This window comes from Psychroflexus curvus (genome assembly GCF_020164585.1).
Classification (GTDB): domain Bacteria; phylum Bacteroidota; class Bacteroidia; order Flavobacteriales; family Flavobacteriaceae; genus Psychroflexus; species Psychroflexus curvus.
In genome coordinates, this window is record NZ_JAIQZF010000002.1 from 340,946 (window position 1) to 355,116 (window position 14,171).

Below are 14,171 nucleotides of genomic sequence, written 5' to 3' on the forward strand. Positions count from 1 at the left end.
AGTTTTTATAGGATTGTTGCTTAATAATTAAGGTTGTTGGGTTATAAATTTTTGAGGAGCCCCATAGGGGTCAAAATCCCATATAAAGGGCAATAAGAAATATACCATTACTGTAAGTATGAGTATAGAGATCACATTCATCCAAATCCCAGTTCTCACCATGTCTGGAATCCTCAGGTAGCCTGATCCAAAAACGACAGCATTTGGAGGTGTCGCTACAGGGAGCATAAAGGCACATGAAGCAGCAACAGTTGTTGCAACTAAAAGCATGTAAGGATTCAAATTCAGATTTAAGGCTATGGGGGCTAATATGGGTAAAAGCATAGCTGTAGTAGCCAGGTTGGAGGTGAGCTCAGTTATAAAATTGACACTAAATATAATTATGAATATCAAAAGAAGTAATGGCAGAGCTTGTAACAAGGTCATCTGTGTACCAAACCAGACCGCCAGTCCTGACGTTTCAAACCCAGATGCCAAAGCCATACCACCGCCGAAGAGCAATATGATTCCCCATGGCATCTTAACGGCTTCTTCCCAATTTATGATTTGTTCTCCTTCTTTTTTAGCAGGAATAGTGAAAAGCAGAATTCCAGCCGTCATCGCAATAATAGTATCGTCAATTCCGGGTAGAAATCCTTCCAATAGAAAGGAGCGAGTAATCCAGCAGAAAGCGGTAACCACAAAAACTGAAAGAACAATTTTCTCTTCTTTTTTCATAGGTCCCAGATTTTCCAAAAGAGCATCGATTTCCTTCTTTCCCCCTGGAAATTTCTTTTCTTTAAATTTAAAGGCGACTCTGGTGAGATAAAACCAAGCGATAGTTAAAAGAAGCAGTGAAATGGGGATTCCAAACTGAAACCACTGCCAAAAACTGATTTCGATATCATAAACCTCCGACATATATCCTGCAAATACTAAATTGGGTGGAGTTCCTATAAGGGTTGCTATTCCTCCAATAGATGCACTGTAAGCAATGGCAAGCATCAAGGCTTTCCCGAAGACTAAACCTTCGTTTTCAGCTGTAGCTGGATTGTCTTTCAATTGACTGACTATAGACATCCCTATAGGTAACATCATCACCGAGGTTGCTGTATTGGAAATCCACATAGATAGAAATGCAGTTGCTATCATGAATCCAAGGATGATCATTGTAATATTGGAACCAATGAGCTTAATGATGTGTAAAGCTATCCTTTTGTGTAAGCCCCATTTTTCTATAGCTATGGCCAGTATGAAACCACCGATATAAAGGAAAATATATTTATGTCCGTAGGAGGCCGTGGTCGTGACTATGTCTAAGGCTCCTGTGAGAGGGAAAAGCACAATGGGTAAAAGGGCTGTCACCGCTATTGGCACGGCTTCTGTCACCCACCAGATCGCAATCCATAACGTGGAGCTAAGTATGGCATAGGCACTTTCCGACATGCCTGCGGGAGCATCCATGCTTTGCATTAGTAAAAAAACTGCTGGTCCTAGAATTAGCGAAAAATATTTTCTTTTTGAATTCATTTTTTCGCTGGATTTTGAGTTTCCATAGGGTATTCTTCTACGAGCTGTCTTAAAAAATCACCTGTTGTTGGGAGTATAAAAATCAGATATAGTTTGTTGCCTTCTGCATCTAGTGTGGTAAGCCTGTCGGGTATAGAGATTACCGATTTCCCTGTTAAGAATTTATAAAGCACAAGAGCTTCCAGATAGGAGCCGTTGGGGGATAAGTGTTTATCATCGAAAAACAAGTCTAAATCTGGTCGCATCTCTCGGGCTAAAGCCAAAACAGACCCCATGGGAACTAGTTTTGTATCTAAGCCTTCTGCTAAGTCTTGATAACTTTCTGAGATTTTTGTCTGCATAAGAGGGTTAGATTTATAAGCCCAGGAGCTAAAAAGTATGGGTTGAGCACCTTTGGTCCTAACAAGATTTACAAATTTCTGATTATACTCTTCCCAGCGTTCAGGGGCCTTTATTGTACTCTGACTGTGATCCTGTAAAATCACATAGTCCCATTTTTTAGTTTCTAGATGACGTCGTGTTGTCGTCCCTTTTTCAGATTTCCAATGCTGTTCTAAGTTACTTCCGCCAACGGTAGATTGATCTGTATGTAGAGCAACATCTTGATGCTTAGCCATAGCTTCTACCATTTGCGGCATATTCCAAAAGTAAGTGAAACTATTACCTACAAATAAGACTTCAGTAACGTCTTCTTGTTGAGTATAGCCTAGTAAAGGAAATAATAGCGCTAATAAATAAATTTTTATTTTTCGCATTTGTCTAAAATTAGTTTTTGGGTTTAAAGATTAATGTCTGTAGGGTCAAAGAAATCTGGAATAGGGGTAGTCAAATTATCATTTCTATCAATTTCCGTTTGAGGATATAAAAAGCGCTGAGGTAATTGATTTCCAACATTAGGATTTACAGGAACTCTCAGCCCAGTATCATCAAGTGTTCTTCTTACATCATTAAAAGGCTCAATCTGACCAAATAAAGTGATGTAGCGTTCCTCAAGAATTTCTCTTAAAAGCGCATCTTCTTTAGAAATTCCATCTGGATTTTCTATACCACCAGCTTCAAAATCTGCTTGAGTATAAGCCTCATATTTAAGTTGTGTCATATCAATATTGCGCAGATAGCCCCCAGTGCTCATAAAAGCTCTAAAATCATTAAGATGACCGAGCCCTGTATCAAAATTCATGGACCTCAAACCAGCTTCTGCCAGAATCAGAAGATTTTCTTCCAGGGTTACCAGGGGCGCTGGGGCTTCCTGAGCAGCATAACCATTTATTGTGTTGGGTTGAAAGCCAATACTTGTAGAGTTGAAGTAGAAATTGAAACGTGCAGTTTCATCAGTTTTGCTATTCCCTCGGTAATTCGCTGGATTTGGATTAGCGCTTCCTGGTTGTAGTAAACTAACCATGAAATCTGAAACTATAAGATCTGCCTGTCTTACCTGTATTTCAAAAAACTGATAATTTAAATTGGAATTGTCTGCAGCTGAGCCATGAGGCGCATACATACTATTGCTAAAAGAGCTGATACCATTACTGGCAGCCTGATAAGCCTGAACATAGGCTTTGGTATGCATGTGGAATCTTGCTTTTAAGGTGTAGGCTGATTCTAACCATTTTGCCGGACTACCGTCAAAATAAATTTCTGATCCCCCGGTTGGTCTTCCTGAATCAGATTCAAGATTTGTTATAGCCTCGGAAAGCAAATTCTGAATCTCACCATAAACGGCTTCCTGTTCTTCAATAATCGGATTTGTAATTTCTATGAATCCGGCCTCTTCGTATGGAATATCGCCATATAGAGATGCCATAGTACCAATAATATGGGCCTGTAACACCTGTGTAATGCCCTGACTTACAGGGCCTACTTCATTCTCAATAATACTTTGCTCAGTAACGAGTGCATTTCGATAGGCATTGACGAATCCATCATACCATAATCCGTCAAAATCACTTGTCGTCACATTGTATTGAGAGAATCCTAAATGCTGCCTGTCAATTCCGGTGTATTGCCCTGCGAAAATTCCAGCCCTTCTTGCGGATTCTCCTGTTTGTAAAAGTATATTGCCAACTTCGGCACCTGTAAGGATATTGCCGTATGCACTTTGGGTAATACTGTTTGGGTCTTCGTTTATTCCTTCCACTGCTTCGCTGCATGAATTTAAAATCAGCGCTATTGCAAATAAGTATATATATCGTTTCATAACTATTTTATTTTAAAGTTTTAAAGTCAGGCTAAAGATGTAAGATTTTGTAGCGGGATTGTTGAAATAGTCGATCCCTCTTGCGGCACTCACCCCCGAAAGGTTGGTGTCCGGGTCGTTTCCTTCAAAGTCTGTCCATAGCACCAAGTTTCTACCTGTAATCGCAAATTCTGCAGACTGTAATTTTGTCTTGGACCTAAACCATTCGCTATTCCATAAATAGCTTAACCTCAATTCGCGTATTCTAGTCCAGGAAGCATCTTCCACGTAAAGCTCATCAATACCTCCGCCAAAGAAACCTCCACGCCCGTTATACCAGCTTTCGGTAAGCGCTACTGGACCACCGCCAAAATCGGCTACATTTCCTCTGAAGTTTTCACCTATATTGATAACAGATCCGTCAGAGGTAAGGTAATTACGAGTCGCATCAACTTGATTGGCAGTCGTATGCCATTTACCTAAATCACTAAGTACAGATTTTGTACCTGCGAAAATATCTCCGCCTTGAAAAGTTTCGACCAATACAGAAACTCCAAAATTTTTGTATCTGAATGTACTACTGATTGCCCCTTGCCAATCTGGGTTAGGATCTCCAATGACACCTTCAACCTGATCCTGTACAGGGAAACCAAATTCATCTAAAACCATAGCTCCTTCCTCATCACGTAAAATTCTAGACCCCCATAAAACTCCGAGAGGGAAGCCCTCTACGGCTCGTGAACTTACAGCGGATAACCCGCCAAGATCAAAGGATTCTATTCCTGCCAGATTGGTTACCTCATTTCTTAATGAGGTAAAATTGGTATTAACGCTCCATGAGTAGTTTTCACTCAATAAAATTTGATAACTAAGATCGAGTTCTACACCCTTGTTTTCAATTTCTGCACCGTTGGCATAAATGGATCTGTAACCCGTAGAATTGGGTACCGGGAAGTCCAGAAGTACATCTTCTGTTACATTATCAAAATAAGTTGCACTGACTTTAAAACGGTCTTTAAAAAAGCGCAGATCCATACCCACTTCAACTTCCTTTTTTCGCTCTGGTTTTAAAGAGGAATTACCACGACTAGCAGCAGGAATGAATCCACCATTACCATATAAGCTGATGTCTAAATCACCGCCAAACGTATCGCCTAAGGAAGGTGAAACAAAGGTGTTGGAGGTGTTATATCTTCCTGGTTGAATCCCTACTTCTCCGTAGGATGTTCTCAGTTTACCAAATGACAGGAAGCTGTCTTCCACATTGAGTAATTCTGTGAATTGCCAGGCGACCGAAAGGGAAGGGAAAGCAAACGTATTGTCTGAGGCATCTCCAAATGTGGAAGCAGACTCAACTCTTAGTGTACCGTTCACATAAAGCATATCATAAGCAGATAGATTTAATGCAGAATATACACCAGCGGTTCTTTCATGTCCTTCTGTACTTCTAACCGATATATTTTCAGGTAAAGAGTTACTAACGTCCCGAATACCACTGTCCACATCCAGAAACTGAATAAAATTTCTTGCTTCAACGCCTTCGACTACTCTTGATTTTGAATTGTAATTAAAGCCTACTAAAAATGAACCCCCCAGAAAATCGGAAACTTCAAATTTGGATTTGGCGATATAATCCATATTCAAAATCGTATTGGTTGCTAAAGATCTGTCCAAAGCACCTGGTCTAAATGCACCGGCAGCAGAACCTGGGGTAAAGAACTCCTCTCTTTTTTCACTGTAATGGTCTAATCCAACACGAGCTATCAAATCTAACCAGGTTGTTGGTGTGGCTGTTAATTCAAAATTGGAAATAAAGCGATCGACTTTAGCTTCATTTTCCTGTTCATTGATGGTCCATAGTGGATTGTTATAAGTTGGAGAATCATCTGCTCCCAAAGGTTCTCTGTAAGAACGATGTCTGTTTGAAATAGGAGAGGCGTCAGGTGAAGAATAATAATCCCCACGGTATCCCGAGATATTAAAATCTGCCGGGTTTCTTAAGAGACCAAGGTATAAGCCAGAAGAGCTGGCCCCTTTACGAATTCTGTTTGAATTGGTTTGGACATAAGTGGAACTTATTCTGAGATCTAGATACTCATTAAATTTATGTTGAGCATTAAACCTTGCTGTGGTTCTTCTATAATCTGAATTGTTTTTAATAATGCCTTGCTGGTCAAGATTACTCATGCTAAAAAAGATGGTGCTTTTTTCATTTCCACCTTGAAGACTTAAATTATTCTCGAAAAAATGACCATTATCAAAAATCTGGTCAAAATTCGAATCATTATAAATCTCCTGAGAGTTTTTATTTAGGATAGGGTAATAGATTCTTCCGTTCTGATCTTGGAAAAATTCACCTGAAGTATCGAAGTCATCCTGACCACCGCTTCTGTCAGAGATAAGGTCTCCATAAGAATCCCTTGCTCTTTGGTTATAAAAACCATTGTCACCCTGACCATATTTTGTTTGTAAAGGGTATCTCTGGCTGATTTCGTCATAAGAATAAGTCGAAGAATAAGTGACTGTAAGGGGTCTGTTGAAATTACCGCTTTTAGTCGTGATAATTATTACTCCGCCAAGAGCCTGGGTACCCCACAAGGCTGCCGCAGAGGCCCCTTTCAAAATAGACATGCTTTCGATATCATTAGGATTGATATCATTTAATCTGGATTCCTGGCTCACTCCACTTCTGTCGCTGTTCCCCCTCACATCATTACTAATAGGAACACCGTCTACTACGATTAGTGGCTGGCTGTTTCTTGTTATAGAAGATAGGCCTCTTATCTGAATATAAGAACCTGCTCCGGGATCTCCAGAATTTCGAGAAATTCTAACTCCCGATGATTTCCCAGAAAGACCGTTTAACAAAGTGCTCTCTCCAGATTCTACAACGTCATCACCCTTTACCGTCGAGCTGGCATACCCTAATTCATCTTTACTTTCTTTAAAACCCAGGGATGTGATGACAACCTCGCTTAGAGATTCAATGTCATCTTCCATGGTAACATCAATACGGTTTCTTCCATTCAACTCAATCGTTTGAGTCTTGAAACCTACGTAACTAAATGTTAGTGAAGTTCCCTGAGAATCTACTGTAATGGAATAATCTCCATCCATAGAAGTTACGACTCCGTTTGAAGTGCCTGTTTCAATGACTGTAACACCAGGTAAAGGCAATCCATTTTCATCCTGTACAGTACCCGTAATGACTTGTTGTGAGAACACAAAAGAACTAGCCAAAAAGGCTACAAACAAAAAAAGTTTCTTAGTAATACATTTCATTTTTGTTGACTTTAAAGATTATTATAATTAATTGTACATTTGATTGCATAATACGATAACGCTAAAATTTAGCAATTAAACATAGCAATCTTATAAAGAAATAATCGAATAATTATTATTTTAGTAATTTTTATCGATTTTTATTGAATTCAACTAATATTTTATTGATTTAATTTATGAATAAAGAAAACATTTCGGAAGATTATCATAAGTCTTTTATCCGCCTTTTAGAGAAAGAATATGGTGGTTTTAATCCGAATAAGAATAGCTTCGAAGCCACTAGCAATTCTAAAATTGCCAGAGACCTTTGTTATAGTGATTCCCAGTTTTCTCGTCTAATCAATAATACTGCTTCAGAAGGTGAATTTAAAAGAGCACTGAGAAACGTCGAACGTTTACTTAAAGAATCAAGACTTGAAAAAAATCAGGGCACCCATCTCCCTTTAAAGAAAACATCAAATAAATTAGTTCCTGTTTCATTGGGAATCTTTTTTTTATTGGCTCTAGGATTTCTTCTGTTTTATTCAGGAAGTTTGAATTTTAAAGAGGTTGAAAGCACAATTAAATCCAGTTCTAGATATGAGATGCTAAAGTGGAGTTTTGAAAATAAATACATCAGGCCTTATGTCAAATTAAAAGAGCTACCAGCAGATTGTGATTATCCCTGTTATAAGTACCAGGGTAAATGGGTGCTTAAAAATGAATATAAAATCCCTTTTTTTAGAGAAAGAAACGGGTTTCATTATGTAGCTAAAGAGGCAGTAATGTATGTGAGTTGCATGGAAGAAAAGGATAAGTCTGGAACTTCATTAGTAGGTTATGAATATCAAAAACATGAGATCTGGTATGATGTGAGAGAAATGCCTATAGACTCCTTTCTTGTGCGAGGTAAAACAACCAAAGTGAGGGAGGATTACAATACATCGAACTTAGAGAATGATGAAAATTTCATCAAGATTGCCTATGTGCACACATTCTTCAAAAATGAATTTAACATAGATAGTACTTTGGTGAACAGATCAGGTAGTGTGATTGGCAGGGATATTGAATTTTTACCTGATGAAATTCTTCAGAAAAAAACAGATTCCCCAAATCTGATAGCTGAATTAAAAAATGAAGTGAATTCAATTGCCAAAAATAGACTTGAAGATTTTTCAAAACCAGTAGCTTGTGAGCCCTCACCTGTTCCTAAAACAGATTACCACTCTATAGATAAAGGCGATCAATTGGACTTTGCCTGCCAATTTACAACGGGAAGGTTCCTTGTAGATTACAATAAGGTCCTTGTATTAGAAGACCAGTATATCAACAACCATTGTCGCTAAACCGCTAAATGTCATTGTCCTTGGATTGGAAACTTAAGAGTTTCCAGAGGTTTTGAAGAAGTGATTGCTAATAGACAGGCTTATTCGATTAGTTAAATCTTTGCTTTCTTAAAAAAATTGAGCAAAAAGTGACTTTGCCTAAATCCTCTGCTCTGAGATGAAATAGGTGTAATGATATAATTAATAGAAAATCTTTGTGCAGTGCCATGTTTCCGTAGTAAATTTGTACCAGCAAATGTGAACAAAGAATATACCGGATATTCAGACTCTCCTTAAAACAAGGAGTGACTCAAATTTAAAATCACTACAGAATTCTTAAGATGAAAAAAGTGTTTTACCTCTCCACCTGTGATACCTGTAAGCGTATTCTAGAAAAATTAACATTACCAGAAGATGTTATTCTTCAGGATATCAAGAAGGAACACATTTCAGAATCAGACCTTGACTTTCTGTATAAAAACACGAGGTCCTATGAAATTTTGCTCAATAAAAGAGCCAAAAAGTATACAGAAGCAGGCTTAAAGGATGAAAATCTATCAGAAGAAGAAATCAAATCCTATATTTTATCACACTATACGTTCTTAAAAAGACCTGTTTTCATCATTGAGGATAGAATATTTATAGGTAACGACAAGCAAACTGTAGATGCTTTGAAGTCTCTTTTCAATGAGTAATCGTGTATTAGCCCTTATCGCTGCTTTGGTAGCTACTTCGATTTTTGGAATTAACCACACGCTGGCAAAAGGTCTGATGCCGGATTATATACAGCCATTAGGCTTTGTCACTATTCGAGTCCTAGGTGCCGGAATCTTATTTTGGATAATTAGTTTTTTTATTAAAAATGAAAAAATAGAACGACGGCACTGGCCAAGACTCTTATTGAGTGCTCTTTTTGGAATGGTTATCAATATGATCTTTTCCTTCAAAGGGCTAAGCCTTTCAACACCTATCAATAGCTCTGTTATGGTGACTATAACACCTATTTTGGTTTTTATTTTATCAGCAGTTTTAATACGCGAAAAAATAACTATTCTCAAAGGCTCAGGGGCCCTCATCGGTCTTTTCGGCGGACTCACACTTATCCTTTTTGGAGTGCAGCAAAAAGTAGGTGCACCCAACATTCCGCTGGGGAATGTTCTGCTTTTGATCAATGCGTTATCCTACGGTATGTTTTTGATTGTCGCCAAGCCACTTACCAAAACTTACCACCCTATTACTCTGATGCGCTGGTTATTTTTGACGGCTATCATCATCAATTTACCTATAGGCTGGTCAGAATTTCGCGAAGTAGACTGGGTTAATATCCCATTTTCAGCACTTTGGAGAATTGGATTTGTCGTTCTTGGCACCACGTTTACAACCTACCTCCTCAATATATATGCACTTAAGCACTTATCGGCCTCCACCATTGGTGTGTTCACTTATTTGCAACCTGTCATTGCTATTGCTTTTGCCATAGTTTCGGGAGCAGACGAGCTGAATTTCCTTAAAGTACTAGCTTCCATTTTAGTCTTTTTGGGCGTATTTATGGTGTCCAAAAACCCGGCTAGAAAACGGGCTAAGTCTTAGGGTTTCTTCTGATTCCTACCTTCTAAGGAGCGCAGGCAGGTAAAGTCGAGATTTGTTTGTTCGAGCACAATAAGGATGTTGTTGCGCCTCTGGTTTTTCAGAAATTTAATAGGGTTAAACTTCTTATAAATATAAAATGTAAAACTAATAGCGGAGTCGAAATGTGGATGGTTCTCGACTCCGCTCGAACTTGAAACAATAAATCAATAATTTATACAAAGAAGCCATTGGTAGTGGAGTCGAGACCTTAGGTTGTTTCTCATAACATCTAAAAACTCAAGCTAAGGCTAAAACATTTTCTTTAAGGTTTTGTGAACTCTTCAAGCATCCGTTTTTTAAAAATTAAATTTGATTTATGGCAGATAAAACATTCGATTTAATCCTGATAGGAGGAGGGCAAAGCGCGTTGGCCTGTGCCTTTTTCCTTAGACGAAAAGAAATAGACTATATCATTTTAGATGATCAGGAAACCTGTGGTGGATCCTGGAAACAGACTTGGGAATCCTTAACCCTTTTTTCTCCACCAGAACACAGTTCACTTCCAGGCTGGCAAATGCCAGAATCTGAAGGTGAATTTCCTACCAAAGAAGAAACTATAGACTATTTGTGTCAATACGAAGACCGATACGATTTCCCCATCCAGCGTCCAGTTAAAGTCAAGTCGATAGACAAAAAAGAAGGGATGTTTACTCTAGAAACCACAGAAGGTCAGTTCAATTCCAAAACGGTTATTTCAGCCACAGGGACTTACAAAAACCCGTTTATTCCTGAGATACCTGGTCGGGATAAATTTGAAGGAAAACAACTACATTCTTCAGATTACCGCTCTCCAGAAGAGTTTAAAGATAAAAAAATAGTCATCGTTGGAGAAGGCAATTCCGGCGCTCAAATTTTGGCTGAGATTTCCAAAGTTGCTAAAACCTTTTGGTCCACCAAAGAAGAACCCCAATTCTTGCCAGACGATGTAGATGGCAGAGTGTTATTTGATATGGCTTCAGCCAAATATTATGCTGAGAAAAAAGGAGAAAAATATGATAGTACCAAGTTCAATCTTGGAAATATCGTCATGGTACCTTCAGTAAAAGAAGCCAGAGAACGGGATGTGCTTCACTCCCAAGGTCAAATACAATCCATCACCAAAGAAGGAGTGGTATGGGAAGACGGCTCTTGCCAAAAAGTCGATGTCATCATCTGGTGCACCGGGTTTGGGTACTCAACTGGATTCTTAGAAAATTTAGTATCAATAGATCATAAAGGGAAAATACCTACAGATAAAACAAAAGCCAAAGAAACCGACGGTTTATGGCTTGTGGGTTATGGTGGATGGACAGGCTTTGCTTCTGCTACCCTTATCGGTGTAGGGCGCTATGCCAAACAAACCATCAAAGAAGTCAGTGAGTATTTGAAAGATTAGCTTTTTTTAGAAGTAAACACAGACTTGACCATATTCACATCAAAAAAGTATTGAAGCCGAATAGAAACCGTATGTTGTATGTCCTGCTGAAACAAATTAGTAAAGGTCGTTTCAAAATTATTCTGTGCTTCAGTGGTATTCGTGAACAACTGATTTCTGTATAAGGCGGTAAGGAAACTCCCCGGGGCAAATTGCCAGGAATAATTTAAGTCTAAATTCCAAGTGCTGAAGTTGATATCTGGATTTGAAGCTAATTCTGATTTAGGCAGGTTTTTGTTTTCAGAAAGCCTGCCATTGGGATTTAGATTATACATAAACTCATCGTAAAGAACAGTATCCCAATAATGACGTAGCTGGAGGTTCAATCCATGAAACGGGTTAAAATTATAGTTGGCAGAAATGCTATTCACTAAAATTTGCCTGTCACGCTCTCCGAAAATAGGTTCACCTTCTACGAAAGTTGAAAACCCTCTATCGTTGATGCGCTGGTCGTAATTAAAATTATATTCCATTAAGAAGAAATCGTTGAATCTCACTCTAGGTCGTATTCTGAATTCATACGAATAAGACTCTCGACCTTCTTCAAAAAACGTTTCAGTTCTTGCTCTTAAGTTTATGGCAAACGTCCTGTTGTAATTGGTAGAAATGAAGCCACCTACTCTTGTTTGATTTTCTGTAATAAAAAACCGCTCGTCAACACGAGGTTCAAAATAATCAAATTGTTTTCCAGGCTCTATTTTGAAATCAAAACCATAAGTGTCCAGCTTAGGCGTAGTAGCTACAAATTCTGAAAACAATGTGAGACCAGTATAGGTTTGAGGTGATGCCAGTTGACTATACCGAGAAAAAAACCTGATGCTGTAACTCTGAAACTTTTCGGTAGGTTCAAAAATTCGGTAAGATGCTCTGCCTGTGAAATTATTATAGTTATTTCTGAATATAAGCCCTAAATCATTGATGTCGTATTTCTTGTCAGCATAATCGTGGGTGAGAGAAAACTGAAAGTTATCACTGATTTTGGCCAACCTAAGTCTTGAGCTGAAACCTGTTTTTTCCTCTTTACCTTGATTTATATGGCTCATTTTAAAATCTCCTGAAAGCTGGTAGGAGTTGCTTTTATTGATGAGGTTAAACAAAGCCCCAGTAACATTTGCGTTTCTGAAATCACCTGATCGAGTCACATTGGTATTGATTAAACTGACTGATGAATTTTTATTGAATTGTTGATCCACTACCATAATATTATAGTTGGACAGAGGTTCAACTTCTACTTCTTTTCTGCTATTTTGAAGCGTATCCAACACAGTAGCCGTCGTAGATTCTGTTACCGCGTTAAACACACCAACTCCTAGTCCACTTTTGAGTCGACCAGACATTTTAATTGCGTTAATCAAACCAACTTCACTGGGTTTATTTTCCACAATTTCATTTTCTTCAAGATCCACTGTTCCTGTGGGTGCACTCCCCACACGTCTGGAAAAAAACAAATTACCCTTTGTAAAGAGGTCAACACCTTCAGTAAAAAACTGGCGTTGTTCATCAAAGGTTTGTTCAAAAGGACCCAGGTTCAATACCACATTGTCAAATCTAGCCTGGCTAAAATCAGGGATAAGTGTGGCGTCCAGAGTAAGATTATCTGTAATACCGTATTTCATATCCATCCCCAACTTAAAATCTGTTGAAGTTTGATTGCCTACTGTATTTACAATTCCCGTTGTGAAAGGGTATAAATTTAATCTTAGTGGCGGTTCCAGGTTTTTTAAACCTACCAACTGACCGTGATAAAGTCCTTCATAGCCTTTGGTCCTGTCTATGGGATTCCAGGCATAATCTGAACGTTCTCTTCTAAAATGTCTTTTAAACTGAATCCCCCAGGTTTGAATATCTGTCTTTGGAAACCTTAAGGCTCTGTAAGGAATTTTCATTTCCAACTGCCATCCAAAGTCGGTTTTTTGGACAGCACTGTCCCAGACTGCATTCCAGCCAAAATCCTGACCTATACTAGGGGAGGATAATGCGTCTGCCTGAGTACCAGAGCTAAAGACAAAAAATTGAGTGTCGTTTTGGGCGTCATTATTAGGGTTCAAAATTAGAGCGAAAAAATCTGCTTGTCCAAAATTATCTCTGGTCGTAAACTGACTCATTATTTTACTAGGGTCATCATAAAGTTTGGCCGATAAAAAAACACCTGCATCGTTGTAATAAAGTTTGACCTCAGTTCTACGGTCTGGCGTTGCCGCTAGTTCCAGGTTAGGGGAGAATTGAACAAAATCTGTAGCAACATCCGGATTCTCCCACACGCTATCCGATAGGTCACCATCTATTTTTGCTGATTCACTTTGTCTTAATATGTTATACTGCTTTTTATCCTGAGCAAAGCCCAACGTGATAGATAAATAAATTAAAAGGCAGACGAGACGTCCAATCATAAATTATAATTATTAAAAATGTCCAAAAGTGTAATCTTAGGACTCGGCTATTGATAAGAAGTTGAAAGCTTTATGAAAATTTTGTAATATCACCTATTCATCGTAATATTGCAATATATAATCATTGTAGTATGGGAGTTACACGATCCGACCTTTTTACAGAAAAGCAAAACGAATTTTCCAAAATAGCAAAAGTCTTTGGTCATCCTGCACGCTTGGCAATTTTAGACTATTTATTAAAATCTCAGACCTGTATCTGTGGCGACCTGGTTGAGGAGCTCGGTTTAGCTCAAGCCACAATAAGCCAGCATTTAAAGGAATTGAAGAATGCCGAAATCATCAAAGGCAATATTGAAGGGACCTCTGTTTGTTACTGTATCAACGAAGAAAAATGGTATGAGCTAAAGCTTGTTTTTAATGAGCTTTTTGATCGCTATCCCAGTTCCAATGATTGTTGCTAGAAATAA

Annotated in this window: 10 protein-coding genes; 5 read left to right on the forward strand and 5 right to left on the reverse strand. The window is 38.4% G+C overall.

Features of this window, described 5'->3' with window-relative positions; all coding sequences use genetic code 11:
* Window positions 1–27: 27 nt before the first annotated feature.
* The 4 genes from LB450_RS03760 to LB450_RS03775 are packed head-to-tail and all read right to left on the reverse strand — an operon-like array spanning window position 28 to window position 6,967.
* Window positions 28–1,509 (reverse strand): SLC13 family permease, encoded by a 1,482-nt coding sequence (locus LB450_RS03760; protein WP_224486520.1) that lies wholly within the window; start codon window positions 1,507–1,509, stop codon window positions 28–30.
* On the reverse strand, window positions 1,506–2,264 hold the full coding sequence (locus tag LB450_RS03765) for a DUF4886 domain-containing protein (protein ID WP_224486521.1): 759 nt from the start codon (window positions 2,262–2,264) through the stop codon (window positions 1,506–1,508). The genes LB450_RS03760 and LB450_RS03765 overlap by 4 nt, the downstream gene beginning before the upstream one ends.
* 23 nt (window positions 2,265–2,287) lie before the next feature.
* Complete coding sequence (locus LB450_RS03770) at window positions 2,288–3,706, reverse strand: SusD/RagB family nutrient-binding outer membrane lipoprotein (RefSeq protein ID WP_224486522.1); 1,419 nt, start codon at window positions 3,704–3,706, stop codon at window positions 2,288–2,290.
* Between the two features lie 12 nt (window positions 3,707–3,718).
* A complete protein-coding gene (locus LB450_RS03775) occupies window positions 3,719–6,967 on the reverse strand; it encodes a SusC/RagA family TonB-linked outer membrane protein (RefSeq protein WP_224486523.1) in 3,249 nt (1,082 codons plus the stop codon).
* Between the two features lie 176 nt (window positions 6,968–7,143).
* On the opposite strand from LB450_RS03775, the gene LB450_RS03780 reads away from it, so the two are divergent.
* From LB450_RS03780 to LB450_RS03795, 4 genes are all read left to right on the forward strand, one after another.
* A complete protein-coding gene (locus LB450_RS03780; protein ID WP_224486524.1) occupies window positions 7,144–8,292 on the forward strand; it encodes a hypothetical protein in 1,149 nt (382 codons plus the stop codon).
* 320 nt (window positions 8,293–8,612) lie between these two features.
* Window positions 8,613–8,966, forward strand: a complete 354-nt coding sequence (locus LB450_RS03785; protein WP_224486525.1) for an arsenate reductase family protein — start codon at window positions 8,613–8,615, stop codon at window positions 8,964–8,966.
* Window positions 8,959–9,861, forward strand: a complete 903-nt coding sequence (locus tag LB450_RS03790) for a DMT family transporter (RefSeq protein ID WP_224486526.1) — start codon at window positions 8,959–8,961, stop codon at window positions 9,859–9,861. Before LB450_RS03785 ends, LB450_RS03790 begins: the two co-directional genes overlap by 8 nt.
* Before the next feature lie 355 nt (window positions 9,862–10,216).
* Window positions 10,217–11,275, forward strand: coding sequence for an ArsO family NAD(P)H-dependent flavin-containing monooxygenase (locus tag LB450_RS03795; protein ID WP_224486527.1), 1,059 nt, complete (start codon window positions 10,217–10,219; stop codon window positions 11,273–11,275).
* On the opposite strand, the gene LB450_RS03800 is transcribed toward LB450_RS03795, so the two are convergent.
* Window positions 11,272–13,704 carry a DUF5916 domain-containing protein gene (locus LB450_RS03800; RefSeq protein ID WP_224486528.1) on the reverse strand — a complete coding sequence of 811 codons (2,433 nt, stop codon included), beginning with the start codon at window positions 13,702–13,704 and terminating at the stop codon, window positions 11,272–11,274. The two genes, LB450_RS03795 and LB450_RS03800, sit on opposite strands and share 4 nt — an antisense overlap.
* Before the next feature lie 131 nt (window positions 13,705–13,835).
* Between LB450_RS03800 and LB450_RS03805 the strand changes: the two genes are divergently transcribed.
* Window positions 13,836–14,165 carry an ArsR/SmtB family transcription factor gene (locus LB450_RS03805; protein ID WP_224486529.1) on the forward strand — a complete coding sequence of 110 codons (330 nt, stop codon included), beginning with the start codon at window positions 13,836–13,838 and terminating at the stop codon, window positions 14,163–14,165.
* The last annotated feature ends 6 nt before the right edge of the window (window positions 14,166–14,171 follow it).

Bases quoted from the DNA above. Each gene is read 5' to 3' on its own strand.
- LB450_RS03805 (WP_224486529.1), top strand. From the start codon at position 13,836: ATGGGAGTTACACGATCCGACCTTTTTACAGAAAAGCAAAACGAATTT.
- LB450_RS03760 (WP_224486520.1), bottom strand. From the start codon at position 1,509: ATGAATTCAAAAAGAAAATATTTTTCGCTAATTCTAGGACCAGCAGTT.
- LB450_RS03800 (WP_224486528.1), bottom strand. From the start codon at position 13,704: ATGATTGGACGTCTCGTCTGCCTTTTAATTTATTTATCTATCACGTTG.
- LB450_RS03790 (WP_224486526.1), top strand. From the start codon at position 8,959: ATGAGTAATCGTGTATTAGCCCTTATCGCTGCTTTGGTAGCTACTTCG.
- LB450_RS03775 (WP_224486523.1), bottom strand. From the start codon at position 6,967: ATGAAATGTATTACTAAGAAACTTTTTTTGTTTGTAGCCTTTTTGGCT.
- LB450_RS03765 (WP_224486521.1), bottom strand. From the start codon at position 2,264: ATGCGAAAAATAAAAATTTATTTATTAGCGCTATTATTTCCTTTACTA.
- LB450_RS03795 (WP_224486527.1), top strand. From the start codon at position 10,217: ATGGCAGATAAAACATTCGATTTAATCCTGATAGGAGGAGGGCAAAGC.
- LB450_RS03785 (WP_224486525.1), top strand. From the start codon at position 8,613: ATGAAAAAAGTGTTTTACCTCTCCACCTGTGATACCTGTAAGCGTATT.
- LB450_RS03780 (WP_224486524.1), top strand. From the start codon at position 7,144: ATGAATAAAGAAAACATTTCGGAAGATTATCATAAGTCTTTTATCCGC.
- LB450_RS03770 (WP_224486522.1), bottom strand. From the start codon at position 3,706: ATGAAACGATATATATACTTATTTGCAATAGCGCTGATTTTAAATTCA.